Source organism: Streptomyces sp. F001, assembly GCF_004187715.1.
GTDB classification, from domain to species: Bacteria; Actinomycetota; Actinomycetes; order Streptomycetales; family Streptomycetaceae; genus Streptomyces; species Streptomyces flavusporus.
In genome coordinates, this window is sequence record NZ_QZWF01000001.1 from 1,354,681 (window position 1) to 1,379,868 (window position 25,188).

The 25,188-nt window shown below is 69.8% G+C and carries 25 protein-coding genes and 1 pseudogene; 9 read left to right on the forward strand and 17 right to left on the reverse strand.

The features are described from left to right. Positions 1-25: 25 nt before the first annotated feature. The 3 genes from dapD to StrepF001_RS06270 are packed head-to-tail and all read right to left on the reverse strand — an operon-like array spanning position 26 to position 1,967. A complete protein-coding gene (dapD, locus tag StrepF001_RS06260) occupies positions 26-1,015 on the reverse strand; it encodes a 2,3,4,5-tetrahydropyridine-2,6-dicarboxylate N-succinyltransferase (RefSeq protein ID WP_129797250.1) in 990 nt (329 codons plus the stop codon). Between the two features lie 53 nt (positions 1,016-1,068). Then, entirely contained in the window at positions 1,069-1,647 is a 579-nt protein-coding gene (locus tag StrepF001_RS06265; protein ID WP_129797251.1) for a TetR family transcriptional regulator, read from the reverse strand. Continuing rightward, entirely contained in the window at positions 1,647-1,967 is a 321-nt protein-coding gene (locus StrepF001_RS06270; RefSeq protein ID WP_129797252.1) for a multidrug efflux SMR transporter, read from the reverse strand. Before StrepF001_RS06270 ends, StrepF001_RS06265 begins: the two co-directional genes overlap by 1 nt. A gap of 190 nt (positions 1,968-2,157) precedes the next feature. On the opposite strand from StrepF001_RS06270, the gene StrepF001_RS06275 reads away from it, so the two are divergent. Then, complete coding sequence (locus StrepF001_RS06275) at positions 2,158-2,979, forward strand: AbfB domain-containing protein (protein WP_129797253.1); 822 nt, start codon at positions 2,158-2,160, stop codon at positions 2,977-2,979. A gap of 68 nt (positions 2,980-3,047) precedes the next feature. Here StrepF001_RS06275 and StrepF001_RS06280 read toward each other — a convergent pair whose 3' ends face one another. From StrepF001_RS06280 to StrepF001_RS06315, 8 genes are read right to left on the reverse strand one after another with little or no spacing between them, the layout of a single operon-like run. Then, on the reverse strand, positions 3,048-3,380 hold the full coding sequence (locus tag StrepF001_RS06280; RefSeq protein WP_129797254.1) for a metal-sulfur cluster assembly factor: 333 nt from the start codon (positions 3,378-3,380) through the stop codon (positions 3,048-3,050). Continuing rightward, entirely contained in the window at positions 3,377-3,841 is a 465-nt protein-coding gene (gene sufU / locus StrepF001_RS06285; protein ID WP_129797255.1) for a Fe-S cluster assembly sulfur transfer protein SufU, read from the reverse strand. The genes StrepF001_RS06280 and sufU overlap by 4 nt, the downstream gene beginning before the upstream one ends. 11 nt (positions 3,842-3,852) lie before the next feature. Continuing rightward, positions 3,853-5,109, reverse strand: a complete 1,257-nt coding sequence (locus StrepF001_RS06290) for a cysteine desulfurase (protein ID WP_129797256.1) — start codon at positions 5,107-5,109, stop codon at positions 3,853-3,855. After that, positions 5,106-5,870, reverse strand: a complete 765-nt coding sequence (gene sufC, locus StrepF001_RS06295; protein WP_129797257.1) for a Fe-S cluster assembly ATPase SufC — start codon at positions 5,868-5,870, stop codon at positions 5,106-5,108. The genes StrepF001_RS06290 and sufC overlap by 4 nt, the downstream gene beginning before the upstream one ends. 7 nt (positions 5,871-5,877) lie before the next feature. Next, on the reverse strand, positions 5,878-6,195 hold the full coding sequence (locus tag StrepF001_RS06300) for a bifunctional 3-phenylpropionate/cinnamic acid dioxygenase ferredoxin subunit (RefSeq protein ID WP_129797258.1): 318 nt from the start codon (positions 6,193-6,195) through the stop codon (positions 5,878-5,880). Next, positions 6,192-7,376, reverse strand: a complete 1,185-nt coding sequence (gene sufD, locus StrepF001_RS06305) for a Fe-S cluster assembly protein SufD (RefSeq protein WP_129797259.1) — start codon at positions 7,374-7,376, stop codon at positions 6,192-6,194. Before sufD ends, StrepF001_RS06300 begins: the two co-directional genes overlap by 4 nt. A gap of 59 nt (positions 7,377-7,435) precedes the next feature. Beyond that, the gene (gene sufB / locus StrepF001_RS06310) at positions 7,436-8,857 is read right to left on the reverse strand and encodes a Fe-S cluster assembly protein SufB (RefSeq protein WP_129797260.1); all 1,422 of its coding nucleotides are present in this window, start codon (positions 8,855-8,857) and stop codon (positions 7,436-7,438) included. Next, on the reverse strand, positions 8,854-9,603 hold the full coding sequence (locus tag StrepF001_RS06315; RefSeq protein WP_129797261.1) for an ArsR family transcriptional regulator: 750 nt from the start codon (positions 9,601-9,603) through the stop codon (positions 8,854-8,856). The genes sufB and StrepF001_RS06315 overlap by 4 nt, the downstream gene beginning before the upstream one ends. A 181-nt stretch (positions 9,604-9,784) precedes the next feature. On the opposite strand from StrepF001_RS06315, the gene StrepF001_RS06320 reads away from it, so the two are divergent. From StrepF001_RS06320 to StrepF001_RS06330, 3 genes are all read left to right on the forward strand, one after another. Further along, entirely contained in the window at positions 9,785-10,708 is a 924-nt protein-coding gene (locus StrepF001_RS06320) for an ABC transporter ATP-binding protein (protein WP_129797262.1), read from the forward strand. 136 nt (positions 10,709-10,844) lie between these two features. Continuing rightward, the gene (locus StrepF001_RS06325) at positions 10,845-11,600 is read left to right on the forward strand and encodes an ABC transporter permease (protein WP_129797526.1); all 756 of its coding nucleotides are present in this window, start codon (positions 10,845-10,847) and stop codon (positions 11,598-11,600) included. 54 nt (positions 11,601-11,654) lie between these two features. Beyond that, positions 11,655-12,701, forward strand: a complete 1,047-nt coding sequence (locus StrepF001_RS06330) for a COX15/CtaA family protein (protein ID WP_129797263.1) — start codon at positions 11,655-11,657, stop codon at positions 12,699-12,701. Here StrepF001_RS06330 and StrepF001_RS06335 read toward each other — a convergent pair. From StrepF001_RS06335 to StrepF001_RS06350, 4 genes and pseudogenes are all read right to left on the reverse strand, one after another. Further along, positions 12,656-13,393: a nucleotidyltransferase domain-containing protein gene (locus StrepF001_RS06335; RefSeq protein WP_129797264.1), complete on the reverse strand. Its 738-nt coding sequence runs from the start codon at positions 13,391-13,393 to the stop codon at positions 12,656-12,658. The two genes, StrepF001_RS06330 and StrepF001_RS06335, sit on opposite strands and share 46 nt — an antisense overlap. A gap of 18 nt (positions 13,394-13,411) precedes the next feature. Then, positions 13,412-14,517 (reverse strand): annotated as a pseudogene (locus StrepF001_RS06340) (amidohydrolase family protein). A gap of 96 nt (positions 14,518-14,613) precedes the next feature. After that, positions 14,614-14,934, reverse strand: coding sequence for a hypothetical protein (locus tag StrepF001_RS06345; RefSeq protein ID WP_165396162.1), 321 nt, complete (start codon positions 14,932-14,934; stop codon positions 14,614-14,616). An 84-nt stretch (positions 14,935-15,018) separates the two neighbouring features. Next, positions 15,019-15,960, reverse strand: coding sequence for a heme o synthase (locus StrepF001_RS06350; protein ID WP_129797266.1), 942 nt, complete (start codon positions 15,958-15,960; stop codon positions 15,019-15,021). 378 nt (positions 15,961-16,338) lie between these two features. Between StrepF001_RS06350 and tkt the strand changes: the two genes are divergently transcribed. Genes tkt through pgl form a run of 5 tightly spaced genes read left to right on the forward strand, consistent with a single transcriptional unit; the run spans position 16,339 to position 22,947 of the window. Then, entirely contained in the window at positions 16,339-18,426 is a 2,088-nt protein-coding gene (gene tkt / locus StrepF001_RS06360) for a transketolase (RefSeq protein ID WP_129797267.1), read from the forward strand. A 34-nt stretch (positions 18,427-18,460) separates the two neighbouring features. Then, positions 18,461-19,579, forward strand: a complete 1,119-nt coding sequence (gene tal / locus StrepF001_RS06365) for a transaldolase (RefSeq protein WP_129797268.1) — start codon at positions 18,461-18,463, stop codon at positions 19,577-19,579. A gap of 4 nt (positions 19,580-19,583) precedes the next feature. Further along, a complete protein-coding gene (gene zwf / locus StrepF001_RS06370) occupies positions 19,584-21,107 on the forward strand; it encodes a glucose-6-phosphate dehydrogenase (RefSeq protein WP_129797269.1) in 1,524 nt (507 codons plus the stop codon). Next, a complete protein-coding gene (gene opcA / locus StrepF001_RS06375) occupies positions 21,104-22,168 on the forward strand; it encodes a glucose-6-phosphate dehydrogenase assembly protein OpcA (RefSeq protein ID WP_129797270.1) in 1,065 nt (354 codons plus the stop codon). Before zwf ends, opcA begins: the two co-directional genes overlap by 4 nt. After that, positions 22,165-22,947, forward strand: coding sequence for a 6-phosphogluconolactonase (gene pgl, locus StrepF001_RS06380; RefSeq protein WP_129797271.1), 783 nt, complete (start codon positions 22,165-22,167; stop codon positions 22,945-22,947). Before opcA ends, pgl begins: the two co-directional genes overlap by 4 nt. Positions 22,948-22,990: 43 nt before the next feature. Here the strand turns inward: pgl and StrepF001_RS06385 are convergent, their stop codons facing one another. Next, positions 22,991-23,830 carry a carbohydrate ABC transporter permease gene (locus StrepF001_RS06385; protein ID WP_129797272.1) on the reverse strand — a complete coding sequence of 280 codons (840 nt, stop codon included), beginning with the start codon at positions 23,828-23,830 and terminating at the stop codon, positions 22,991-22,993. Then, positions 23,827-25,185, reverse strand: a complete 1,359-nt coding sequence (locus StrepF001_RS06390; RefSeq protein WP_129797273.1) for a sugar ABC transporter permease — start codon at positions 25,183-25,185, stop codon at positions 23,827-23,829. The genes StrepF001_RS06385 and StrepF001_RS06390 overlap by 4 nt, the downstream gene beginning before the upstream one ends. Positions 25,186-25,188: the final 3 nt, after the last annotated feature.

The window sequence follows — 25,188 nt, forward strand, 5'->3', positions numbered from 1 at the left end:
CGATCGTCGCGAGCGAGGCGTGACGTCAGTTGTGGCTGTGCAGCACCTCGTTCAGACCGCCCCACTCGGCGTTGTTCGGGCGGGCCTCGACCGTGCCGGTGACGGAGTTGCGGCGGAAGAGGATGTTGGAGGCGCCGGACAGTTCGCGGGCCTTGACGATCTGACCGTCGGGCAGGGTGACGCGGGTGCCGGCAGTGAGGTAGAGGCCCGCCTCGACCACGCAGTCGTCGCCGAGCGCGATACCGACACCGGCCTCGGCGCCGACCAGGGAGCGCTCCCCGATGGCGACCCGCTCCTTGCCGCCGCCGGACAGCATGCCCATGGTGGAGGCGCCGCCGCCGATGTCGGAGCCGTCGCCGACGACGACGCCCTGCGAGATCCGGCCCTCGACCATCGACGTGCCGAGGGTGCCGGCGTTGAAGTTGACGAAGCCCTCGTGCATGACGGTGGTGCCGGCGGCGAGGTGGGCGCCGAGGCGGACACGGTCGGCGTCGGCGATGCGCACGCCGGCCGGGGCCACGTAGTCGGTCATGCGCGGGAACTTGTCGACACCGAAGACGCTCAGGTGCAGGCCGCGGGCGCGGGCGGCGAGGCGGACGGTCTCCAGGGTGTCGACGGCGACCGGGCCGAGCGAGGTCCAGGCGACGTTGGCGAGGAGACCGAAGATGCCGTCCAGGCTCTGCTCGTTCGGCCTGACCAGGCGGTGCGAGAGCAGGTGCAGGCGCAGATAGGCGTCGTGGGTGTCGAGCGGCTTGTCGTCCAGCGAGGAGATGACCGTACGGACCGCCACGACCTCCACGCCGCGCACATCGTCCTTGCCGAGGGCGGCCACGCCGTGCTCGCCGAGCAGCTCGGCGGTGCGCGCCTCGTCGAGGCGCTCGGAACCGGCGGGGCCGGGCTCGGCGGTGAGCTCGGGCGCGGGGAACCAGGTGTCGAGAACGGTGCCGTCGGCGGCGATCGTGGCAAGGCCGGCGGCCACGGCGCCGGTGGTGCGAGGAGCAGTCTTGTCGGTCATGAGGGCAACCTAACCGGCCGGGGCCCACCGATGCGAACCCACAGCCGGGCGTCTCAGGTGCCGGGCGCGTCGACGGGCCGCGCACCGCTTCCACCCTCGGGGATCACCCGGGCCAGCACCTCCCGGGCGTACTCCTTGTCGTATGCCACGTCGGTGAGCAGCACCTGCAGACAGAGGCCGTCCATCAGCGCGATCAGCGCCCGTGCCGTGACCGGGTCCGTGCGGCGGGTGAGCAGCTCGGCCACTCCGTCGGCCCACTCGGCGGCGACGGGGCGCAGGGCGGGGCGGCGCAGAGCGGCCAGATAGAGCTCGTACTCCAGCTCGACGCCGGTGCGGTCGCCGGCAAGCCAGTCGCCCAGCAGGGCGGCGAGTTCGCCGGCCAGGTCCGTGCCGGGGTCGCTCAGGGAGCCGTGCGCGGCGATCACCTTGGCGAAGCCCTCGCCCGCCTGCCGCAGCGCGGCGACCAACAGCTCGTCGAGCGTCTTGAAGTGGTACGTGGTGGAGCCGAGAGGCACATCGGCCTCGGCGGCGACGGACCGGTGGCTCAGCCCGGCGATGCCCTTGGCGCCGACGACCCGGATCGCCGCGTCGATGATCCGCCGGCGCCGCTCGGGGTCGTACCGCCGGGCCATCAGTGCGCGCCTCCCAGGTTGAGCACCACGACCCCGACGATGATCAGCGCGATCCCCGCGGCCTTGGTGAGGCTCATCCCCTCCCCCAGGAACAGCATGCCGATCACCGCGACGACGGCCGTACCGACGCCGGCCCAGATCGCGTACGCCGTGCCGACCGACACCGTCTTCAGCGTCTGCGCGAGCAGCGCGAACGCGACGGCGTACCCGAGCGCGGTCAGCAGGGAGGGCCACAGCCTGCTGAAACCGTCGCTGTACTTCATGGCGGTGGTGGCGGCCACCTCGGCGGCTATGGCTCCGGCGAGCAGCAGATATCCCATGTGTACGACCGTACACAACGATACGTACGCCCGTACACATCCCGGCCCGGACAACACCCGGGAACCGATGTGGAAAACGCTTGCGGAATCGGCTGCTGGACGGTCGCCGTGTCCACTAGTGTTTCACCGCTCAAGTACCGGACCGTCACGGCCGCGACCGTCGCCACGGGCGTCGCTGGAGGAACCGCGCATGCCAGAAAGCACGTCTCGGCGCCCGCAGAACCAACCGTGGGAGAACAACTGGACCCCCGACACCTCCCGGGTGCCCGGCACCCGACGGCTCTGGCTGGCGGGCGCCCTCGCCTCGGCCACGATCGTCGCGTGCGTGACCGCGATATCCGTCATGCAGACGCAACCTGACGAGCAGTCACCCCTGAGCCAGTCCCCCGCGACCGACGAGGCGTCCATACCCGGCCTGATCTCCTTCGCCACTCCCTCGGCGAGCGCCACCATCACCCCGCCCGGCGGGAAGAGCGCCCTGCCGTCCGCACAGCCCACCCGGACGGCATCCCACCGGCCCACCCCCACCGTCACCGCGTCCAAGTCCCCCACGCCCCACACCACTTCACCGGCCCCGAAGCCGCCGTCGACCACCTGGCGCTCCCTGCGCTCGGTCAACTACCCGGACCACTACTGGCGGGTGAGCCACGGACAGGTCACGCTCGAGGCGATCACCTCGTCCTCGGACCGCAGGGACGCGACCTTCAAGCTGGTGCAGGGCCTGGCCTCCCCCTCCTGCCACTCCTTCGTCACCGCCGACGGCAGCTACCTGCGCCACCGCGACTTCCAGCTGCGCGCCGAACGCCACGACGGCTCCCGCCTCTTCCAGCAGGACGCCACGTTCTGCCCCCGCTCCACCGGCCACTCCGGCGTGATCATGCTGGAGTCCGTCAACTACCCGGGCCGCTTCCTGCGCCACCAGAACTTCCGCCTGCGCCTGGACGAGTACCGGCACGGCGACCGGAACTTCTCCGCCGACTCGGCGTTCCGCCTGGTGGATGGCCTGAACTGAGGCCGGGCACAACAGTGGCCCCCGGCGCTGCCGCCGGGGGCCACTGAAACAGCTGGGGGAAAACAGGCTCAGACGTTGAACCCGAGCGCCCGAAGCTGCTCGCGCCCGTCGTCCGTGATCTTGTCGGGACCCCACGGCGGCATCCAGACCCAGTTGATGCGCAGCTCGCTGACGAGGCCGTCCGTGGCGGACTTGGCCTGGTCCTCGATGACGTCGGTGAGCGGGCAGGCCGCGGACGTCAGGGTCATGTCGACGGTCGCCACATTGGAGTCGTCGATGTGAATGCCGTAGATCAGGCCGAGGTTGACGACGTCGATGCCCAGCTCGGGGTCGACGACGTCCATCAGGGCCTCGCGGAGCTCCTCCTCCGAGGCCGGCTTCATCTCCAGGGTCTCGCTCATGCCGTCTTCCTTTCCGCGTCGGCGCCCAGCGCCTGGGCCGTCGCGTCCTTCCACGCCATCCAGCTCAGGAGGGCGCACTTGACCCGGGCCGGGTACTTGGACACCCCGGCGAACGCGACCGCGTCCTCCAGGACGTCCTCCATCGCGTCGTCGGGCTCGATCCTGCCCTTGGACTGCATCAGCTCCAGGAAGGTCTCCTGGATCTTCTGCGCCTCGGCCAGCTCCTTGCCGACGAGGAGTTCGTTCAGTACGGAGGCGGAGGCCTGGCTGATCGAGCAGCCCTGGCCCTCGTAGGAGACGTCGCTGATCGTCGTGCCGTCGTACTTCACGCGCAGCGTGATCTCGTCGCCGCACGTCGGGTTGACGTGGTGCACCTCGGCGTCGCCATCCCTCAGACCACGCCCGTGCGGGTTCTTGTAGTGGTCCAGGATGACTTCCTGGTACATCGAATCCAGCTTCACCGATCAGCCTCTCAGCCGAAGAAGTTCCGTACGTGCTCCAGTCCGTCGACCAGAGCGTCGATCTCGGCCGGCGTGGAGTACAGATAGAACGACGCTCGTGTGGTCGCAGGAATTCCGTACCGCAGGCAGACCGGCCGTGCGCAGTGGTGGCCGACCCGGACCGCTATGCCCTGCTCGTCGAGGACCTGGCCCACGTCGTGCGGGTGGATGTCACCGAGCGTGAAGGAGATCGCGGCGCCGCGGTCCTCGGCCGTCGTCGGACCGATGATGCGCAGGTCGGGGACCTCGGCCAGCCGCTTCACCGCGTACTCGGTGAGCGCGTGCTCATGGGCGAGGATCTTGTCCATGCCGATCGAGGTGAGGTAGTCGATCGCCGCGCCCAGACCGACCGCCTGCGCGATCGGCGGGGTGCCCGCCTCGAACTTGTGCGGGGCGGGGGCGTACGTCGACGAGTGCATCGACACGGTCTCGATCATCTCGCCGCCGCCGAGGAACGGAGGCAGGTCCTCCAGCAGCTCCTGGCGGCCCCAGAGGACGCCGATGCCGGTCGGGCCGCACATCTTGTGGCCGGTGAAGGCCACGAAGTCGGCCTGCAGGGCCTGCACGTCCAGGGGCATGTGCGGGGCGGCCTGCGAGGCGTCGACGCAGACCAGCGCACCGACCTCCTGCGCGCGCCGCACGATCGCCTCGACGGGGTTGACCGTGCCCAGGATGTTGGAGACCAGCACGAAGGAGACGATCTTCGTCTTCTCGGTGATGATCTCCTCGATGTCGGACAGGTCGAGGCGGCCGTCGTCGGTCAGGCCGAACCACTTCAGCTTCGCGCCCGTGCGCTGCGCCAGCAGCTGCCACGGCACGATGTTGGAGTGGTGCTCCATCTCCGTGATGACAATCTCGGTCTCGGAGTCCACCCGGTAGGGCTCGTCGGCCCAGCCGAGCATGTTCGCCACGAGGTTGAGCGACTCGGAGGCGTTCTTGGTGAAGATCACCTCGTCGCGGCTCGGCGCGTTGATGAACGCGGCGACCTTGTCGCGCGCGCCCTCGTACAGCGCCGTGGCCTCCTCGGCGAGCACATGCACACCGCGGTGGACGTTGGCGTTGTAGCGCTCGTAGTACTCGTTCAGGGCGTCCAGCACCTGGCGCGGCTTCTGCGAGGTCGCCGCGTTGTCCAGGTACACGAGCTTCTTGCCGTCGTGGATCTGTCGGTCCAGGACGGGGAAGTCCTTGCGGATCGCCTCGGTGTCGAGGAGGCCCGGCAGCTGTGTCACGCGGATGCGCCACCCTTCACGTATGCCTCGTAGCCCTCGTTCTCCAGCTTGTCGGCGAGCTCGGGACCGCCGGACTCGGCGATCCGGCCGGCCGCGAACACGTGGACGTGGTCGGGCTTGATGTAGCGCAGGATGCGCGTGTAGTGCGTGATCAGCAGGGTGCCGACCTCGCCCGTCTCGCGGACGCGGTTCACACCCTCCGACACGATGCGGAGCGCGTCGACGTCCAGACCGGAGTCCGTCTCGTCGAGGATCGCGACCTTCGGCTTGAGCAGCTCCAGCTGGAGAATCTCGTGGCGCTTCTTCTCACCGCCGGAGAAGCCCTCGTTGACGTTGCGCTCGGCGAAGGAGGGGTCGATGTTGAGGCGCTCCATGGCCTCCCTGACCTCCTTCACCCAGGTGCGCAGCTTGGGAGCCTCGCCGCGGATGGCGGTGGCGGAGGTGCGCAGGAAGTTGGAGACCGAGACGCCGGGGACCTCGACCGGGTACTGCATCGCCAGGAACAGGCCCGCGCGGGCGCGCTCGTCGACGGACATCTCCAGGACGTCCTCGCCGTCGAGGGTGACGGTGCCCTGGGTGATCGTGTACTTCGGGTGACCCGCGAGCGAGTAGGCGAGGGTCGACTTGCCCGAGCCGTTGGGGCCCATGATGGCGTGCGTCTCGCCCTGCTTCACGGTGAGGTCGACGCCCTTGAGGATCTCCTTCGTGGCGTTGTCGGCCTCGACGGTGACGTGCAGGTCTCGGATTTCAAGCGTTGCCATGGGTGCCTCAGGACTCCTGGGTGAGGGAGACGAGAACGTCGTCCCCTTCGATCTTTACGGGGTATACGGGGACGGGGCGCGTCGCGGGGAGGCCGGACGGCTTGCCGGTGCGCAGGTCGAAGCTGGAGCCGTGCAGCCAGCACTCGATCTGGCAGTCCTCCACCTCGCCCTCGGAGAGCGAGACGTTCGCGTGGGAGCAGATGTCGTAGATCGCGAACACCTCCCCCTCGGTGTGCACGATGGACACCGGCGTGCCGTCGAGTTCCACCCGCTTCGGGGTGTCCTCCTCCAGCTCACTCAGCGCACATACGCGTACGAAGGTCATCCGACCGACGCCTCCAGCTCCTCTTCGATCCTGGCGATCAGTCGCTCCTCGATGTCCGCGATGCCGATCTGCTGGACCAGCTCGGCGAAGAAGCCGCGAACCACCAGGCGGCGGGCCTCGTGCTCCGGGATACCGCGGGCCATCAGGTAGAACAGCTGCTCGTCGTCGAAGCGGCCGGTGGCGCTCGCGTGGCCGGCGCCGACGATCTCGCCGGTCTCGATCTCCAGGTTCGGCACCGAGTCGACCCGCGCGCCGTCCGTGAGGACGAGGTTGCGGTTCATCTCGTACGTGTCCGTGCCCTCGGCCGCGGCCTGGATCAGCACGTCACCGATCCACACCGCGTGCGCCTCGTCGCCCTGGAGCGCGCCCTTGTAGGCGACGTTGGACTTGCAGTGCGGGGTGTTGTGGGTGACCAGCAGTCGGTGCTCCTGGTGCTGCCCGGCGTCGGTGAAGTACAGGCCGAACAGCTCGGCCTCGCCGCCGGGGCCGGCGTAGGTCACGCGCGGGTGGAGGCGTACGACGTCGCCGCCGAAGGTGACGACGATCGACTTGAAGCTCGCGTCCCGCCCGACGAGGGCGTTGTGCTGGGCGACATGGACGGCCTTCTCGTCCCAGTCCTGGACCGAAACGACGGTCAGCTTGGCGCCGTCACCCAGGATGTAGTCGACGTTGCCGGCGAGGACGGTGTCACCGGTGTGGTCGATGACGACGACGGCCTCGGCGAAGGCTCCGAGCTCGATGACCTGGTGGCCGTAGGCGACCCCGCCCTGGCCGTGCACGGCGATCCGGATCGGCTCGGTGAGCACCGTCTCCTTGGGGACGGTGACGACACCGGCCTTCTCGAACGCCGAGTACGCCTGGGCGGCGATGCGGTCCACCGGGGTGCCGGCCCTGCCGAGCCGCGCGTCGTCGCGGCCCACGGTCTCGACGACGACGCCCGCGGGGGCCTCGACCTCGACCTTCACGCCCTCGCCGGTGGCGACGGCGGTGCCGTCGTGCAGGCCGCGCAGGCGCTCCAGCGGGGTGAACCGCCACTCCTCCTCACGGCCGTGCGGGACCGGGAAGTCCGCCACGTCGAAGGACGGGGGCGCGCTCATGCGCGTGGCGACGGTCGACTCGGCCGCAACGGCGATCGAGCCGGCGGTGGTGGAGCCCACCGGGATGTTCTGAGCCTCAGCCATGGCTGTCGTTGTGCTCTCTTCCTACGTCAGAAATCTGCTGCTGCTTCTCGGGGGTACGGTCAGCCGACCGCGCCTTCCATCTGCAGCTCGATCAGCCGGTTGAGCTCAAGGGCGTACTCCATGGGCAGCTCCTTGGCGATCGGCTCGACGAAGCCGCGCACGATCATCGCCATCGCCTCGTCCTCGGAGAGACCACGGCTCATCAGGTAGAAGAGCTGGTCCTCGGAGACCTTGGAGACGGTCGCCTCGTGGCCCATGGACACGTCGTCCTCACGGACGTCCACGTACGGGTAGGTGTCGGACCGGGAGATCGTGTCGACGAGCAGAGCGTCGCACAGCACGTTGGACTTCGCGCCCGGAGCGCCCTCGCCGATCTCGATCAGACCACGGTAGGACGTACGGCCGCCACCGCGTGCCACCGACTTGGAGACGATGTTGGACGAGGTGTTCGGCGCCATGTGGACCATCTTGGCGCCGGCGTCCTGGTGCTGGCCCTCGCCCGCGAAGGCGATGGACAGGGTCTCGCCCTTGGCGTGCTCGCCCATCAGGTAGACGGCCGGGTACTTCATCGTCACCTTGGAGCCGATGTTGCCGTCGACCCACTCCATGGTCGCGCCCTCGTAGGCGACGGCGCGCTTGGTGACCAGGTTGTAGACGTTGTTCGACCAGTTCTGGATGGTCGTGTAGCGGCAGCGGGCGTTCTTCTTGACGATGATCTCGACGACCGCGGAGTGCAGCGAGTCCGACTTGTAGATCGGGGCGGTGCAGCCCTCGACGTAGTGCACGTAGGCACCCTCGTCGACGATGATCAGGGTCCGCTCGAACTGGCCCATGTTCTCCGTGTTGATCCGGAAGTAGGCCTGGAGCGGGATCTCCACGTGCACGCCCGGCGGCACGTAGATGAAGGAACCACCGGACCACACGGCGGTGTTCAGCGACGCGAACTTGTTGTCACCGGCCGGGATGACCGTGCCGAAGTACTCCTTGAAGAGCTCCGGGTGCTCCTTCAGCGCGGTGTCGGTGTCGAGGAAGATGACGCCCTGCTCCTCCAGGTCCTCGCGGATCTGGTGGTAGACGACCTCCGACTCGTACTGGGCGGCGACACCGGCCACGAGGCGCTGCTTCTCCGCCTCGGGGATGCCGAGCTTGTCGTACGTGTTCTTGATGTCCTCGGGCAGGTCCTCCCAGGACTCCGCCTGCTTCTCCGTGGACCGCACGAAGTACTTGATGTTGTCGAAGTCGATGCCCGACAGGTCCGATCCCCAGTTCGGCATGGGCTTCTTCTCGAAGAGCTTCAGGCCCTTGAGGCGGAGCTTGGTCATCCACTCCGGCTCGGACTTCTTCGAGGAGATGTCCCGGACGACGTCCTCGTTGAGGCCGCGCTTCGCCGCAGCACCGGCCTCGTCGGAGTCGGCCCAGCCGTATTCGTACTTGCCCAGGCCCTCGAGTTCGGGGTGAGCAGTCTCCGTGGGGAGAGTCATGCGGGGTTCCTCCCGGCCGTGCTTGCAGATGCGTTCTGGGTGGTGGAAGTTTTCGGGGTCTTCGGAATGAAGGTGGTACAGACACCGTCGCCGTGCGCGATGGTGGCCAGCCGCTGTACGTGAGTACCGAGCAACTCGGCGAAAAATTCCGTCTCGGCCTCGCACAGTTGCGGAAACTGCTCGGCGGCATGGGCGACCGGGCAGTGGTGCTGGCACAACTGCTCGCCGGTGGGGGCGCTGCGCGCCGTAGCAGCGTACCCGTCCACGCTCAGGGCCTTGGCCAGCGCTTCCGTCCGCTCCTCGGGGGCGGCCGCCTCGACCGCCTTGCGGTACGCGGCTGCCTGGGCGGCGATCCGGGCGCGGGCGAAGGCGGCGACCGCCTCGCTGCCGCCCTCCCGCTCGGCGATCCAGCGCAGCGCGTCGACGGCAAGCTTGTCGTACGACTGGTCGAAGGCGTCCCGGCCGCAGTCGGTCAGGGCGAACACCTTGGCGGGCCGGCCACGCGTCCGCGCCCCGTAGACCCGCTGCTCGCGCGCCTCGACGACATCGTCGGTGACCAGCGCATCCAGATGCCGCCGTACGGCCGCCTGGGTGAGTCCGAGCCGTCCGGCGAGTTCGGCGACGGTCGACGGGCCGTGGTCCAGGATGGACCGCGCGACCCGGTTGCGCGTCGAGCGCTCCCCGGTCGCGAACTCCTCCTGAGGGGCCCCCATGGGGGTCTCCCGAGCCTCGCCGACGTTTTTCACAACGCCATTGTTGCGTAATTCCTCAGAGCGTGACAAGCGGCGTCCGGACCGGCGGCTGGTGCGCTGCGTCACTTAGGCATACCTAAGCTGACCTGCGAAAACGATCATTGATCGATCAGATCGAGCAGTTCTCGCCCCCGCCCGACCGAGGGACCGGGCCCCTTACCTAGACTCTGGACCCATGCGAAGCGAGCCCGTGCTCCAGGTCCAGGCCTTGGTGAAGCGGTACGGCGACAAGACCGCGGTGAACGGCCTCGACCTGGTGGCCGGGGCGGGCATCACCGCCGTTCTCGGACCCAACGGCGCCGGCAAGACGACCACCGTCGAGACGTGCGAGGGGTACCGCAGGCCGGACTCCGGCACCGTGCGCGTCCTGGGCCTCGACCCGGTGCGGCAGACCCGCGAGCTGCACCCGCGGATCGGCGTGATGCTCCAGTCCGGCGGCGTCTACTCCGGCGCCCGCGCGGACGAGATGCTCCGCCACGTGGCCCGGTTGCACGCGCACCCGCTGGACGTGGACGCGCTGATCGAACGCCTCGGCCTCGGCAGCTGCGGCCGGACCTCCTACCGTCGCCTCTCCGGCGGCCAGCAGCAGCGGCTCGCGCTGGCGATGGCCGTGGTCGGGCGCCCGGAACTGGTGTTCCTGGACGAGCCGACCGCGGGCCTCGACCCGCAGGCCCGCCGCGCCACCTGGGATCTCGTACGGGACCTGAAGGAGGACGGCGTCTCCGTGATCCTCACGACCCACTACATGGACGAGGCCGAACAGCTCGCGGACGACGTCGCGATCATCGACGGGGGCAGGGTCATCGCCCAGGGCTCCCCCGAGGAGCTGTGCCGCGGCGGCGCCGAGAACACCCTGCGCTTCACCGGCCGCCCCGGCCTCGACGTCGGCTCGCTACTCAAGGCGCTCCCCGCGGACTGCGCGGCCGCCGAGCTGACGCCGGGCTCGTACCGGGTGGCCGGCAAGGTCGATCCCCAGCTGCTGGCGACGGTGACCTCGTGGTGCGCACAGCACGGGGTGATGCCGGACCGGATCTCGGTGGAACGGCACACCCTGGAGGACGTTTTTCTCGAGCTCACGGGCAAGGAGTTGCGCTCATGATTCCGGCCAGCACGCGCGTCTGCCGGGGGTCCGGCCCGCGGCGCAGCCGCAAGGGGATGCAGCGTCCCCCGGGAAAGCACAGCCTGGAGCTGGCCGGCAAGGAGCTGCGCTCGTGACGATCACGGCCGACAAGGGCATGTACGCGCCGAAGCCCGGCGCCGCCCCGCTCTCCCGCATGATCACGGCGCAGGCGGCGCTGGAGACGAGGATGCTGCTGCGCAACGGCGAGCAGCTGCTGCTGACGGTGATCATCCCGACGCTGCTGCTCGTCCTGTTCAGTGCGGTCGACATCGTCGACACCGGTGCCGGCGAGGCCGTCGACTTCGTCGCGCCCGGCATCCTCGCGCTCGCCGTGATGTCGACGGCGTTCACGGGCCAGGCCATCGGGACGGGCTTCGAACGCCGTTACGGCGTGCTCAAGCGGCTCGCCTCCTCGCCGCTGCCGCGCTGGGGGCTGATGACGGCGAAGACGGCGTCGGTCCTGGTCACCGAGGTCCTCCAGGTACTCCTGGTGACGGTGATCGCCTTCGCGCTGGGCTGGTCGCCGCACGGCAACCCCCTCGCCGTGCTCCTCCTGCTGATCGTCGGCACGGCGGCCTTCTCGGGCCTCGGCCTGCTGATGGCCGGAACCCTGAAGGCGGAGGCCACGCTGGCCGCCGCGAACCTGGTCTTCCTGCTGCTGCTCGTCGGCGGCGGGGTGATCGTCCCGCTGGACAAGTTCCCGGACGCCGCGCAGAGCGCGCTGGGCCTGCTGCCCATCTCGGCGCTGTCGGACGGCCTGCGGGACGTGCTCCAGCACGGGGCCGGGATGCCCTGGGGCGATCTCGGGATCCTCGCCGCGTGGGCGGTGGTGGGCCTGGCGGCGGCGGGGAAGTTCTTCCGTTGGGAGTGAGGGACGAGCCTCCCCGGGACCCCTCGTGAAAGCGTGCACAAGCCCCCGCCTACGATGGTCGGCGTGCCAAACGTGACCCGCGCCGACGCAGCAGCCGCCGCGCGCAACCCCCTCGCTTTCATCGCCGCACGCTGGACCCCGACACCCCGGACGGTTCAGCGGGCGGCCCTCGCCGCGCTCGTCATGTCGGTGGTCATCGTGGTCACCGGCGGCGCAGTACGGCTGACCGGCTCGGGCCTCGGCTGCCCGACCTGGCCCAAGTGCACCGCCGACTCCCTGACCGCCACCCGGGAGATGGGCCTGCACGGCGTCATCGAGTTCGGCAACCGCCTGCTCGCCTACGTGCTGTGCGCCGCGGTCGGCTGGGCGATCATCGCCGCGCGCTCCGAGAAGCCCCGTCGGCGCAGCCTGACCCGGCTGGGCTGGGCGCAGTTCTGGCTCGTCATGGGCAACGCGGTGCTCGGCGGCATCGTCGTGCTCGTGGGCCTCAACCCGTACACGGTCGCGGCCCACTTCCTCCTGTCGTCGGTCCTGATCGCGGTCGCCACGGTGATGTGGCGGCGCACCCGGGAGGGCGACGAGGCGCCGCGTCCGCTGGTCGGCAAGGTCGTGCAGCAGCTGGTGTGGGTCCTGGTCGGCGTCACCGCCGCGCTGATCGCGGTCGGCACGGTGGTCACCGGCACGGGTCCGCACGCGGGCGACTCCAGCGAGGTGCCGCGCATGGACCTGCCGATGGGCATGACCTGGGAGGACGTCAGCAAGGTGCACGCCGTCCTGGCCTGGGTCGTGGTGACGCTGACCTTCGCCCTGTGGTTCGTCCTCAAGGCGATCGCCGCCCCCAAGGGTCCGCTGAACCGCACGCGTGACCTGTTCCTGATCCTGCTCGCCCAGGGCGCCATCGGCTACGTCCAGTACTTCACGGACCTCCCCGAGGTGCTGGTCGGCGCGCACATGTTCGGCTCGTGCCTGGTGTGGATCGGCGCGGTGCTCGTGCTGCTGTCGCTGCGTGAACGCGGGCCGCTCGACCAGGCCGACGACGTTTCGGCGCCGACGACTCAGGCGTACGCCGCGACCAGCGCGTCGATGGCCGACCCCAGGTAGCTCCTGGTCAGCTCGCCCCGCCGGGCCGTCCACTGCTCGGCGGGCGGGGCGGGATCCCCGTAGCGCCGCCGACGGATGTCCTCGACCACCTCGACGGGCGCCCCGAGAGCGGGCAGCACCTCCAGGGCCTCCCGCTTGGTGATCAGACGGCCCTCCCGCAGGGTGACGCTCGCGCGGGCGAAGGTCGTCAGGCCCACGTCCACCCAGTCGTCCTGCGTCCACGGCCGCGCCCTGCGCACCACCGGCCGCCAGAACTCCCGCTGGTCGCGGACGACGAAGTCGTTGAGCTCCCGGTCCGACACGGGCGGCAGCAGGCCAGCCGGTGGCGCCCCGTGCAGAACCCGGCCGAAGGTGTGCAGTTCGCGGCGGGTGACGGGGGTGACCGGCCGGCGCATCAACCGACGGTGGGCCCAGGTCAGATGCGGTCGCCCGGAGTCGTCGAGAGCGTCGGGAGTGAGATAGCTGCAGTGCAGCTTGGCGGCGAGCGGCTCGGCGCGCAGTCGGTTGTGCAGCACCGCCACACGCCACACGGCGCTCGGCGTCAACGGCCCCGGCACCACCGCGATCAGGTCGAGGTCACTGCGGCCCTCCTGGTAGTCGCCACCGGCGAGCGAGCCGTGCGCCCAGACGGCGACGGGGGCCAGAGCCCGGAGCTCGGTGAGAAAACGGTCGAGTAACGCAGCGGTCGGCATGAACCCAGTCTGGACACCTCACTCCAGCCCGTACACCCTGCGCGCGTTCCCCGCCGCGATCAGCCCGGCGACCCGCTGCGCGTCCTCCAGCGACCAGGCGCCGTCGGCCACCCAGCTTCCCAGCACCCGTCCCAGGGCCTCCCGGAACAGGCGCGCTCCCACCACGTGCAGCTCGGGCAGCCCTTGGGCGCCGCTGGAGAAGAGGATCTTGCCGAAGGGGGCCAGCTCCAGGATCTCGGCAAGGACGGTCGCAGCCCGGGCGCCGGTGCGCACCAGGGCCGCGCCCGAGTCGGCGTAGACATGCGGGAAGACGCCGGCGAGGTGGGCGGCGTGGCGGTGGTACGGGTAGCCGTGCAGCAGGACCAGGTCGGTGCCCAGGCCGGCCGTCGCCCGCACGAAATCGGTGAGCAGCACCGGATCCGTACGGTCGATGCGCAGTCCCGGCTCACCGAGTCCCGCGTGCAGTTGGAGCGGCAGCCCGGAGGCGACCGCGATCCACAGCAGGTGCCGTAGCAGCACCGGGTCGCTCAGCTCCCCGCCGACCCGGCGTGCGGCCAGCCAGCGGCCCGCCGCGCCCCGTACCTCGCCCGGCCCCGGCGGCTCGGGCGCGAGCGCGAGGCCGTGCCGCACGCCCGCCACGGACGTGAAGGCGACGGCGTTCGCGGCGGCTCCGTGCACCGACTCGGCGAGGTTGGCGAGGAACGACTCGACGGTGCCGGAGGTGTCGGCCACCTGCTCGGCCAGCAGCTCCAGACGGACGATCTCACGCGCCTCGGCGGCCGAGGCGGAGGCCATCTCGGAGGGGCCGGTGAGGTCGCCGGGCAGCCCGGTGTCGACCAGATACGTGGTGATTCCGCTGCCACGCAGCAGACGCCGGACCGCATCCGGTACGCCGAGTTCGCGACGCCGGGCGAGATAGCGGGCAGGCGGGCAGTGCGGCTCCAGGCCGAGCAGCGGGGGGCACCATCTCCGTACGGCGAAGCCGGTCTGGGTGTCGAAGAGGGTGGTGCCGGGGGCGGGTGGGCCCTCGGTGCGGACAGCTGGGCCTCGAAGGTGCCGAGGCCCAGCTCTGTTGTCAGGACGCCGTGGCAGTACTGGTCCACCAGGGACGGCGTTTCGATCATCCGGGCTCCCCGTGGCTCGTGCGGTTACGAGTCCTAACGGGTGAACCGGGGGTGAGGTGTTGCGTTCGGGTGCCTGTTCGGCCGCGGGCCCGTGGTTCAGCCGCCCACCTGGATGCCGGCCATGCGCTTCCACTCGTACGAGCCCGTCTTCACCTTCGCCGCGAACTCGCCGTCGAAAGCCTCGTGGACGGTGATGCCGGACTTCTGCACGGCCTGCTCCGCGATCGCGTACGTCGGCGCCACCAGGTCGCCCCAGCCGCCGTCCTCGCCCACCAGGACGATCCGGGCGCCGCGGTCGCCGATGTACGCGACCTGGCCCTCGGCACCGCCGTGGGCCTTGGCGAAGGCGTTGATCTGCTTGGCGAGGCGGGCCACCTTGCGCTCGGCCTTCGCGTCAACCTGCTGCGTGTCTCCCATGGTCAGGATGCTACCGACGAGTAGATCAAACGGCGACGGGCGGGGTGCGTGGCCTTGGCCACGCACCCCGCCCGTCAACGAGTGCTATCGCAGGAAGGGGTCCACCGCCACCGCCACGAACAGCAGCGACACATAGGTGATGGACCAGTGGAACAGGCGCATCTCCTTGAGCTTGGCGCCCGTGACCTCGGCCTGGGCGCGCGCCTGCAGCGCGTGGGCCTCCCACAGCCACCAGCCGCCCGTCACCAGGGCCACCACCGTGTAGAACCAGCCGGTGTAGCCGAGCGGCTGCAGGAGCAGGGACGCACCGACCATCACCCAGCTGTAGAGGACGATCTGCCGGGCGACCACCTTGTTCGAGACGACGACCGGAAGCATCGGCACGCCCACGCGCGCGTAGTCGTCCTTCACCTTCATCGACAGCGGCCAGTAGTGCGGCGGCGTCCAGAAGAAGATGACGAGGAAGAGGATGGCGGCGGCGTACGACAGGGAGTTCGTGACCGACGACCAGCCGATGAGGACGGGCATGCAGCCCGCGATGCCGCCCCACACGATGTTCTGCGACGTACGCCGCTTCAGGATCATCGTGTAGACGACGACGTAGAACAGCAGGGCGCCCAGCGACAGCCACGCGGACAGCCAGTTGACGAGCAGTCCGAACCAGAGCGTGGAGACGACGGCGAGGGTGATGCCGAAGACGAGGCCCTCTCGCGGGGAGACCATGCCGGTGACCAACGGCCGCTGCGAGGTGCGGTCCATGAGCGCGTCGATGTCACGGTCGATGTACATGTTCAGCGCGTTGGCGCCGCCCGCGGACAGATAGCCGCCCATGCAGGTCGCGAGTACCAGCCAGAGGTCCGGCACACCCTGCTCGGCAAGGAACATCACCGGGACCGTGGTGATGAGCAGAAGCTCGATGATCCGCGGCTTGGTCAGCGCCACGAACGCCTTCACACGGGCCCCGAACGGCCGGTGGGTCGGGCTCGTCCCGGTTACTCCCGCAGGACGGGATTCAACGGCCGTCACGCACACCCCTGACAGAGACATCCCAGCAAGCCTCCCCGTGTGAAGTCCCGGTAAAGGCTCGCGCGTACCACGCCACTGTAGACGTTGCCCATACTGCGGCCTTCGCGGGGGTGGGTCGTGTTGGGCGGTGTGCTCAGGGGTGCATGTCGGGGGCCGATTGAGCAGTCGGATGAGCGGCTCCGTATTCATTTGCCGAATGCGGAATGGCCCGGTCGGGGGGCGGATCCCCGCGACTCCCGGCAGTCTGGAATGACGCGAGAAAACGCACGTTCTTACGGGGGTAGGCTCGACAACGGCCGGTGGGCGCGATGTACACCGGCAGCCGGTGTACGTCCAGGTCACCGGCCTTCGACATGTGGAGAGGAGCCCTGACCCAGGGTGAGCACCAAGCCGACCACCACAGACCTCGAGTGGACCGAGCTGGACCAGCGGGCCGTCGACACCGCCCGTGTCCTGGCCGCCGATGCCGTACAGAAGGTCGGCAACGGCCATCCGGGTACGGCGATGAGCCTCGCGCCGGCCGCCTACACCCTCTTCCAGAAGGTGATGCGGCACGACCCGGCGGACGCCGACTGGGTGGCGCGGGACCGTTTCGTGCTGTCCGCCGGCCACTCGTCCCTGACCCTCTACACCCAGCTGTACCTGGCCGGCTTCGGCCTGGAGCTGGACGATCTGAAGGCCTTCAGGACGTGGGGTTCGAAGACCCCGGGCCACCCGGAGTACGGCCACACCGTGGGCGTCGAGACCACCACCGGCCCGCTCGGCCAGGGTGTCGCCAACGCGGTGGGCATGGCGATGGCCGCCCGCTACGAGCGCGGTCTGTTCGACCCGGACGCCCCGCAGGGCGCGTCCCCGTTCGACCACTTCATCTACTGCATCGCCGGTGACGGCTGCCTCCAGGAGGGCATCTCCGCCGAGGCCTCCTCCCTCGCGGGCCACCAGAAGCTCGGCAACCTGGTCCTGCTGTGGGACGACAACCACATCTCGATCGAGGGCGACACCGAGACCGCCGTCTCCGAGGACACCGTCAAGCGGTACGAGGCCTACGGCTGGCACGTCCAGCGCGTTGCTCCGAAGCCGGACGGCGACCTCGACCCGCACGCGATCTACAACGCGATCGAGGAGGCCAAGAAGGTCACGGACCGGCCGTCCTTCATCGCGATGCGCTCGATCATCGCCTGGCCCGCCCCGAACGCGCAGAACACCGAGGCCGCCCACGGCTCGGCGCTCGGCGACGAGGAGGTCGCGGCCACCAAGCGCGTCCTCGGCTTCGACCCGGAGCAGTCCTTCGAGGTCGCAGGCGAGGTCCTCGCCCACACGCGTCAGGCGCTCGACCGCGGGCGTCAGGCCAAGGCCGAGTGGGAGAAGTCCTTCCAGGAGTGGCGCAACAACAATCCCGAGCGCGCCGCCGAGTTCGACCGCATCAGCAAGGGCGAGTTGCCCACCGGCTGGGAGGAGAAGCTCCCGGTCTTCGAGCCCGGCAAGGGCGTCGCCACGCGTGCCGCGTCCGGCAAGGTGCTGCAGGCGCTCGGTCCGGTCATCCCCGAGCTGTGGGGCGGCTCGGCCGACCTGGCCGGCTCGAACAACACGACGATCGACAAGACGTCGTCGTTCCTCCCGGCGGACAACCCGCTGCCGGAGGCCGACCCGTACGGCCGGACCGTCCACTTCGGCATCCGCGAGCACTCGATGGCCGCGGAGATGAACGGCATCGCGCTGCACGGCCACACCCGTATCTACGGCGGCACGTTCCTCGTGTTCTCCGACTACATGCGCAACGCGGTGCGCCTGTCCGCGCTGATGCACCTGCCGGTGACGTACGTGTGGACGCACGACTCCATCGGCCTCGGCGAGGACGGTCCGACCCACCAGCCGGTCGAGCACCTGGCCTCGCTGCGGGCGATCCCGGGTCTGAACGTGGTCCGCCCGGCGGACGCCAACGAGACGGCGATCGCCTGGCGCGAGATCCTCAGGCGCTACACCAAGGAGTTCGGCAAGGGTGCCCCGCACGGCCTCGCGCTCACCCGCCAGGGCGTGCCGACGTACGAGCCGAACGACGATGCGGCGAAGGGCGGTTACGTCCTGTTCGAGGCCGAGGGCGGCAAGCCCGAGGTCATCCTGATCGCGACCGGTTCCGAGGTGCACGTCGCCGTCGAGGCGCGCGAGCAGCTCCAGGCCGACGGCGTGCCCACGCGGGTGGTGTCCATGCCGTCCGTGGAGTGGTTCGAGGAGCAGGACCAGGGGTACCGGGACAGCGTCCTGCCGCCGTCCGTGAAGGCCCGTGTCGCGGTCGAGGCCGGTATCGGTCTCACCTGGCACAAGTACGTCGGGGACGCCGGTCGCATCGTTTCCCTCGAGCACTTCGGTGCGTCGGCCGACGGCAAGGTCCTTTTCCGCGAGTTCGGCTTCACTGCCGAGAACGTGGCCGCCGCCGCCCGGGAATCGATCGCCGCCACCCGGCGCTGACGCTCATATACGACACGTAGGAGATGCAATTTCCATGACAGACGCACTGAAGCGCCTCTCCGATGAAGGCGTCGCGATCTGGCTGGACGACCTGTCGCGCAAGCGGATCACGTCCGGCAACCTCGCCGAGCTGATCGACCAGCAGCACGTCGTGGGCGTCACCACCAACCCGACGATCTTCCAGAAGGCGATCTCGTCGGGTGACGGGTACGAGCAGCAGCTCGAGGACCTCGCCGCCCGCAAGGTCACCGTCGACGAGGCCGTCCGCATGATCACCACGGCGGACGTCCGGGACGCCGCCGACATCCTGCACCCGGTGTTCGAGGCGACCGGCGGCAAGGACGGCCGGGTGTCGATCGAGGTCGACCCGCGTCTGGCCCACAACACCAAGGCGACGATCGCCGAGGCCAGGCAGCTGGCCTGGCTGGTGGACCGGCCGAACACCCTGATCAAGATCCCGGCCACCAAGGCGGGCCTGCCGGCGATCACCGAGACGATCGGCAACGGCATCAGCGTCAACGTCACGCTGATCTTCTCGCTGGAGCGCTACCGCGAGGTCATGGACGCCTACCTCTCCGGCCTGGAGAAGGCGAAGGAGAAGGGCCTCGACCTCTCCCTGATCCACTCGGTGGCGTCCTTCTTCGTGTCCCGGGTGGACACCGAGATCGACAAGCGGATCGACGCGCTCGGCACGCCCGAGGCCAAGGCGCTGCGCGGCAAGGCCGCCGTCGCCAACGCACGGCTCGCCTACCAGGCGTACGAGGAGGTCTTCTCCTCCGACCGCTGGAGCGCGTTGGAGAGCGCGGGCGCGAACAAGCAGCGTCCGCTGTGGGCGTCGACCGGTGTGAAGGACAAGGCGTACAAGGACACCATGTACGTCGACGACCTGGTCGCGCCGAACACCGTGAACACCATGCCGGAGGCCACCCTGCTGGCCACCGAGGACCACGGTGAGATCACCGGCAACACTGTGGCCGGTACCTACGAGCAGGCCCGTGCCGACCTGGACGCGGTCGAGCGGCTCGGAATCAAGTACGACGACGTCGTCCAGCTGCTGGAGGACGAGGGCGTCGAGAAGTTCGAGGCGTCCTGGAACGACCTGCTGGCGTCGACCGAGGCCGAACTCAAGCGCCTCGCCCCTTCGGAGGGCTGAAACCTTGTCGAGCAGCAACCCGCTGCGTGACCCCGCAGACCGACGGCTCCCGCGTATCGCGGGGCCGTCGGGCCTGGTCATTTTTGGCGTCACGGGCGATTTGTCACGAAAGAAGCTGATGCCCGCGGTGTACGACCTCGCCAACCGGGGTCTGCTGCCGCCGGGCTTCTCGCTGGTCGGGTTCGCCCGCCGCGAGTGGCAGAACGAGGACTTCGCGCAGGAGGTCCACGACGCGGTCAAGGAGCACGCCCGGACGCCGTTCCGCGAGGAGGTCTGGCAGCAGCTCATCCAGGGCATGCGCTTCGTCCAGGGCACCTTCGACGACGACGACGCCTTCGACCGGCTGCGCGGCACGATCGAGGAGCTGGACAAGGCGCAGGGCACGGGCGGCAACTTCGCCTTCTATCTGTCGGTGCCGCCGCGGTCCTTCCCGGTGGTCATCCAGCAGCTGAAGAAGCACGGCCTTGCCGACCAGCGGGGCGGCTCCTGGCGGCGCGCGGTCATCGAGAAGCCCTTCGGCCACGACCTGAAGTCGGCCGAGGAGCTCAACAAGGTCGTGCACGAGGTCTTCGCCCCGGACCAGGTCTTCCGCATCGACCACTACCTGGGCAAGGAGACCGTCCAGAACATCCTGGCGCTGCGCTTCGCCAACACGATGTTCGAGCCGATCTGGAACCGGTCCTTCGTCGACCATGTGCAGATCACGATGGCCGAGGACATCGGTATCGGCGGCCGGGCCGGCTACTACGACGGCATCGGCGCCGCCCGTGACGTCATCCAGAACCACCTGCTCCAGCTGATGGCGCTGACCGCGATGGAGGAGCCCGCCTCCTTCGGCGCGGACGCGCTGGCAGCGGAGAAGACCAAGGTGCTCGGCGCCGTGCGGCTGCCGAAGGACCTGGGCCGCGACACCGTCCGCGGCCAGTACGCGGCCGGCTGGCAGGGTGGCGCGAAGGTCATCGGCTATCTCGACGAGGACGGTATCGACGCCCAGTCGAAGACCGACACCTACGCCGCGATCAAGCTGGGGATCGACAACCGCCGCTGGGCTGGCGTCCCCTTCTACCTGCGCACCGGCAAGCGCCTCGGCCGCCGCGTGACGGAGATCGCGGTGGTCTTCCAGCGCGCCCCGCACTCCCCCTTCGACACGACGGCCACCGAGGAGCTGGGCCAGAACGCGATCGTCATCCGCGTCCAGCCCGACGAGGGCGTCACCGTCCGCTTCGGATCCAAGGTGCCCGGCACCTCGATGGAGATCCGGGACGTCTCCATGGACTTCGCGTACGGCGAGTCCTTCACGGAGTCCAGCCCGGAGGCGTACGAGCGGCTCATCCTGGACGTCCTGCTCGGTGACTCGAACCTCTTCCCGCGCACCGAGGAGGTCGAGCTGTCCTGGAAGATCCTCGACCCGATCGAGGAGTACTGGGACTCCAACGGCAAGCCCGCGCAGTACCCGGCGGGAACGTGGGGTCCCGTCGAGGCGGACGACATGCTCGAACGAGACGGACGGAGCTGGCGCCGGCCATGAAGATAGACCTCACCGACACCACCGCCAGCAAGATCAACAAGGCGCTCGTGCAGGGCCGCCGCGCCATCGGCACACCCGCCGTCGGCATGGTCCTCACCCTGGTCATCGTCACCGACGAGGAGAACGCCTACGACGCCCTGAAGGCCGCGAACGACGCCTCGCACGAGCACCCCTCGCGCACCCTCGTCGTCATCAGGCGCGTCTCGCGCTCGCCGCGCGACCGCACGAAGTCCCGCCTGGACGCCGAGGTCCGGGTGGGCGCCGACGCGGGCACCGGCGAGACGGTCGTGCTGCGGCTGTACGGCGACGTGGCCGACCACGCCCAGTCGGTCGTCCTGCCGCTGCTGCTGCCCGACGCCCCCGTGGTCGTCTGGTGGCCGGTGAACGCGCCCCTCGACCCGGCACAGGACCCCCTCGGTGCGCTGGCCCAGCGCCGGGTCACCGACTCGTACGCGGCCGAGCAGCCGGTGCGGGACCTGGCCGCCCGCGCCAAGACCTACACCCCCGGTGACACGGACCTGTCGTGGACCCGCATCACGCCCTGGCGCTCGATGCTGGCCGCCGCCCTGGACCAGGTGGACTGCGAGGTCACGGGCGTCGAGGTGGAGGGCGAGGAGTTCAATCCGAGCTGTGAGCTGCTGGCGATGTGGCTCGCGGACCGGCTGGACGTCCCTGTCAAGCGCTCGCTGTCCTCCGGCCCCGGTCTCACCGCGGTCCGCATGGACACCGACTGCGGTGCGATCGCACTCGACCGCGCGGACGGCTCCCTGGCGACCCTGTCCATCCAGGGGCAGCCGGACCGTGCGGTGGCGCTCAAGCGCCGGGAGACGGCCGAGCTGATCGCGGAGGAGCTGCGGCGGCTGGACCCGGACGACACCTACGCGTCGGCGCTGCGGTACGGCGTGGACCGGCTGAACCCGTCGAGCGGCAAGGCTGCGGAGGCCGGGCCGCCGGCCAAAGGAGAAGCAGTCGCGGTCCGGGCTCCCGTCGACACGGCTGCGAAAGCTCCCGCGAAGGACGCGGCGTCGCCGGCACCGGTGAAGAAGGCGGCGGCGAAGTGAACACTCCCCAACTCGTGGTCCACCACGACAAGGAGCTGATGGCGCAGGCCGCCGCGGCCCGGCTGATCACGAAGATCGTGGACGCCCAGGCCTCGCGCGGCAGTGCATCCGTCGTACTGACCGGCGGCCGCAACGGCAACGGCCTGCTGGCCGCACTGGCCGCCGCGCCCGCCCGGGACGCCATCGACTGGGGCCGCCTGGACCTCTGGTGGGGCGACGAGCGCTTCCTTCCCGAGGGCGACCCCGGCCGCAACGTCACCCAGGCCCGCGAGGCTCTCCTCGACTCCGTCCCGCTGGACCCGAAGCGCGTGCACGCCATGCCCGCGTCGGACGGCCCGTACGGCTCGGACGTGGACGCCGCCGCAGCCGCCTACGCCGAGGAACTGGCCCGCGCGGCAGGCCCGGAGAACCACGGCGCGGTCCCCACCTTCGACGTCCTGATGCTGGGCGTCGGCCCGGACACCCACGTGGCCTCGCTGTTCCCGGAACTGCCCGCCGTACGGGAGACGGACCGCACGGTCGTCGGCGTCCACGGCGCCCCCAAGCCGCCGCCGACCCGGGTCACCCTCACGCTGCCCGCCATCCGAGCGGCGCGTGAGGTCTGGCTGCTGGCGGCCGGCGAGGACAAGGCCAATGCCGCGGCGATCGCCCTCTCGGGCGCCGGCGAGATCCAGGCCCCGGCCGCCGGCGCGTACGGCCGCGCCCGCACCCTGTGGCTGCTGGACTCGGCGGCGGCATCCCAGCTGCCGAGGTCGCTGTATCCGCCGGCGTCACCGTGACGGACGGGGCGGCACGGGGTTCCGGCCCCTGCCGCCCCTGCTTCTACTTCACCGATCCCGCCATCACCCCCTGCACAAAGTGCCGCTGGAAGGCGAAGAACACCGCCACCGGCACGATCAGCGACACGAAGGCGCCCGGCGCCAGTACGTCGATGTTGCTGCCGAACTGCCGGATCTGTGACTGGAGTTCGACGGTCAGCGGCTGCGCGGAGCTGTCCGCGAACAGCAGGGCCACCAGCATGTCGTTCCAGACCCACAGGAACTGGAAGATGGCCAGGCTGGCGATGGCGGGCCGGCCCACCGGCAGGATGAGGCGGGTGAAGATGCGCCACTCGCTGCCGCCGTCCATGCGTGCCGCCTCCAGCATCTCCTTCGGTATCTCGGCGAAGTAGTTGCGCAGCAGGAACACCGCGAACGGCAGACCGTAGGCCACGTGGAAGAGCACCACGCCCGGGATCGTGCCGAACAGCCCCAGCTGGCCGAAGAGTTTGGCCACCGGCAGCAGGCCGATCTGCACCGGCACCACCAGCAGCGCGACCACGAGCAGGAAGAGCGGCTCACGGCCGGGGAAGTCCAGCCAGGCGAAGGCGTATCCGGCGAGTGCCGCGATGACGACGACCAGCACCGTGGCCGGGACCGAGATCAGCACGGTGTTCCAGAACGCCTGTGTGATCCCGGCGTTCTCCAGCAGCGCGGAGTAGTTGTCGAAGGACAGTTGGCCGGGGCTGGTGAACACCGTCCACCAGCCGCCCTTCGCCGTGTCCTCGGCGGACCGCAGCGACGACAGGAACAGCCCGGCCAACGGGGTGAGCCAGATCAGACCCACCACCACGAGGAAGGCCTGGACCAGGCTGTTGCCCAGGCCCCGTCGGACGGCGTTCATCGCTGACTCCTTCGGAAACGGCGGACGTTGAAGACCATCGCGGGGATCACCAGGAGCAGGAGCAGCACACCGAGCGCACTGCCGAGCCCCTGGTCGTTGCCCCCGCCGAAGGACACCAGCCACATCTGCGTCGCCAGGACGGTCGCGTCCTCCTGCACCGGGCCGGGCGCGATGATGTAGACGAGGTCGAAGACCTTCATCACGTTGATCATGAGGGTCACGAACACCACGGTCAGCACCGGCGCGAGCAGCGGCACCGTGATCTTCCGGAAGATCTGCCACTCGTTGGCGCCGTCCATCCGCGCCGCCTCCAGCGCGTCCCGGGGCAGCGTCGACAGCCCTGCGCCGATCAGCACCATCGCGAAGCCGGTCCAGATCCACAGATACGCGCCGATGATCGCGGGCGTCACCAGCGCCGGCCCCAGCCAGGAGACGCCCTCGTAGGGCGGCGCGAAGTTCGAGGCGGGCAGCCGCACCGTGTACGAGCCCGCCTCCAGCCCCTCGAAGCGGAAGGAGCCGTCGGACGCGGTGGTCGTCGTGCCGGCCGTCCTCCCGTCGCGCACCGCTTCGACGGTCATCTCCGGCAGCCCGCTCTCCCGCCGGTCGACCCTGCCCTGCTCCCCTCCGCCGCCGGGCGTGAAGTCCAGGTACACGACTCCGCGCAGCTCACCGGGGGCGGCCTTGCGTTCGGCCGCCGGGTACGCGGGCCCGGCATCGCCGGGCAGGTCACCGGGCAGCACGCCGACCAGGCCGAGCGCCACCGTGTCCCCCGGCGACACGCCCGCGGTCGTCCGGTACGCCCCGCCCGCCTCCTTGGTCATGCCCTGGCCGTCACGCGCCCGGGCCGTCGGATAGGACGACGTGCCCTGGAAGGCGTCGTGGACGCCGACCACAGCGGCGTTCAGGACACCCTTGTCCGGATCCTCGTCGTAGGCGAGCCGGAAGATGATGCCCGCGGCGAGGAAGGACACCGCCATCGGCATGAACAGCAGCAGCTTGAACGCCGTCGCCCAGCGGACCTTCTCCACCAGGACGGCCAGGATCAGCCCCAGCCCGGTCAGCAGCGTCGGCGCCACCACGACCCAGATCGCCGTGTTGCGTACGGCCTTGAGCGTCGCCGGGTCGCGGAACATCTCGGTGTAGTTGTCGCCGCCGACGAACTGTGTCCCGGAGGCGTCGAAGAAGCTGCGGCCGACGGAGAACAGCACGGGGTACACGACCAGCGCACCCAGCAGGAGCAGCGCGGGGAAGACGAACAGCAGGGCGACGATCCGCCCCCGACGCCGCGGGCGCCGGCCGCTTCCGGCACCGGCGGCGGCCGGAGGGCTCGCCTCTTTCACGAGCGTTGCGGTCATGGC

What these genes read in the sequence shown, in the direction of transcription:
- sufD (WP_129797259.1), bottom strand. Translation starts at nt 7,376, where the DNA reads ATGGCTGAGGCTCAGAACATCCCGGTGGGCTCCACCACCGCCGGCTCG.
- StrepF001_RS06275 (WP_129797253.1), top strand. Translation starts at nt 2,158, where the DNA reads ATGCCAGAAAGCACGTCTCGGCGCCCGCAGAACCAACCGTGGGAGAAC.
- StrepF001_RS06265 (WP_129797251.1), bottom strand. Translation starts at nt 1,647, where the DNA reads ATGGCCCGGCGGTACGACCCCGAGCGGCGCCGGCGGATCATCGACGCG.
- StrepF001_RS06345 (WP_165396162.1), bottom strand. Translation starts at nt 14,934, where the DNA reads ATGGGAGACACGCAGCAGGTTGACGCGAAGGCCGAGCGCAAGGTGGCC.
- StrepF001_RS06300 (WP_129797258.1), bottom strand. Translation starts at nt 6,195, where the DNA reads ATGACCTTCGTACGCGTATGTGCGCTGAGTGAGCTGGAGGAGGACACC.
- StrepF001_RS06385 (WP_129797272.1), bottom strand. Translation starts at nt 23,830, where the DNA reads ATGAACGCCGTCCGACGGGGCCTGGGCAACAGCCTGGTCCAGGCCTTC.
- StrepF001_RS06270 (WP_129797252.1), bottom strand. Translation starts at nt 1,967, where the DNA reads ATGGGATATCTGCTGCTCGCCGGAGCCATAGCCGCCGAGGTGGCCGCC.
- StrepF001_RS06330 (WP_129797263.1), top strand. Translation starts at nt 11,655, where the DNA reads ATGGTCGGCGTGCCAAACGTGACCCGCGCCGACGCAGCAGCCGCCGCG.
- StrepF001_RS06280 (WP_129797254.1), bottom strand. Translation starts at nt 3,380, where the DNA reads ATGAGCGAGACCCTGGAGATGAAGCCGGCCTCGGAGGAGGAGCTCCGC.
- StrepF001_RS06390 (WP_129797273.1), bottom strand. Translation starts at nt 25,185, where the DNA reads ATGACCGCAACGCTCGTGAAAGAGGCGAGCCCTCCGGCCGCCGCCGGT.
- dapD (WP_129797250.1), bottom strand. Translation starts at nt 1,015, where the DNA reads ATGACCGACAAGACTGCTCCTCGCACCACCGGCGCCGTGGCCGCCGGC.
- sufB (WP_129797260.1), bottom strand. Translation starts at nt 8,857, where the DNA reads ATGACTCTCCCCACGGAGACTGCTCACCCCGAACTCGAGGGCCTGGGC.
- tal (WP_129797268.1), top strand. Translation starts at nt 18,461, where the DNA reads ATGACAGACGCACTGAAGCGCCTCTCCGATGAAGGCGTCGCGATCTGG.
- sufC (WP_129797257.1), bottom strand. Translation starts at nt 5,870, where the DNA reads ATGGCAACGCTTGAAATCCGAGACCTGCACGTCACCGTCGAGGCCGAC.
- StrepF001_RS06325 (WP_129797526.1), top strand. Translation starts at nt 10,845, where the DNA reads ATGTACGCGCCGAAGCCCGGCGCCGCCCCGCTCTCCCGCATGATCACG.
- opcA (WP_129797270.1), top strand. Translation starts at nt 21,104, where the DNA reads ATGAAGATAGACCTCACCGACACCACCGCCAGCAAGATCAACAAGGCG.
- StrepF001_RS06320 (WP_129797262.1), top strand. Translation starts at nt 9,785, where the DNA reads ATGCGAAGCGAGCCCGTGCTCCAGGTCCAGGCCTTGGTGAAGCGGTAC.
- StrepF001_RS06335 (WP_129797264.1), bottom strand. Translation starts at nt 13,393, where the DNA reads ATGCCGACCGCTGCGTTACTCGACCGTTTTCTCACCGAGCTCCGGGCT.